General features: G+C 63.0%; 1 tRNA gene. It reads right to left on the reverse strand.

The features are described 5' to 3' along the window. Nucleotides 1-85: 85 nt before the first annotated feature. Nucleotides 86-162 (reverse strand) — tRNA-Met (locus MKL20_RS03690). Nucleotides 163-219: the final 57 nt, after the last annotated feature.

Genomic DNA, 219 nt, shown 5'->3' on the forward strand with positions numbered 1-219 from the left:
GCGTTGGCGGCGCTCCAAACACGAAAAACCCGGTCCGCGTGAGCGGACCGGGTTTTTGATGGTGGTCGAGTAGTGGGAAAAGATTTGGTTGCGGGGACAGGATTTGAACCTGTGACCTTCAGGTTATGAGCCTGACGAGCTACCGGGCTGCTCCACCCCGCGCCAAGGTTGTGCGGCTGGTCCGGGCTGGCTGTTCGCCTGTGTGGGCGGGCTCCGGGG

Source organism: Methylobacterium sp. E-066, from assembly GCF_022829635.1.
Taxonomy (GTDB): domain Bacteria; phylum Pseudomonadota; class Alphaproteobacteria; order Rhizobiales; family Beijerinckiaceae; genus Methylobacterium.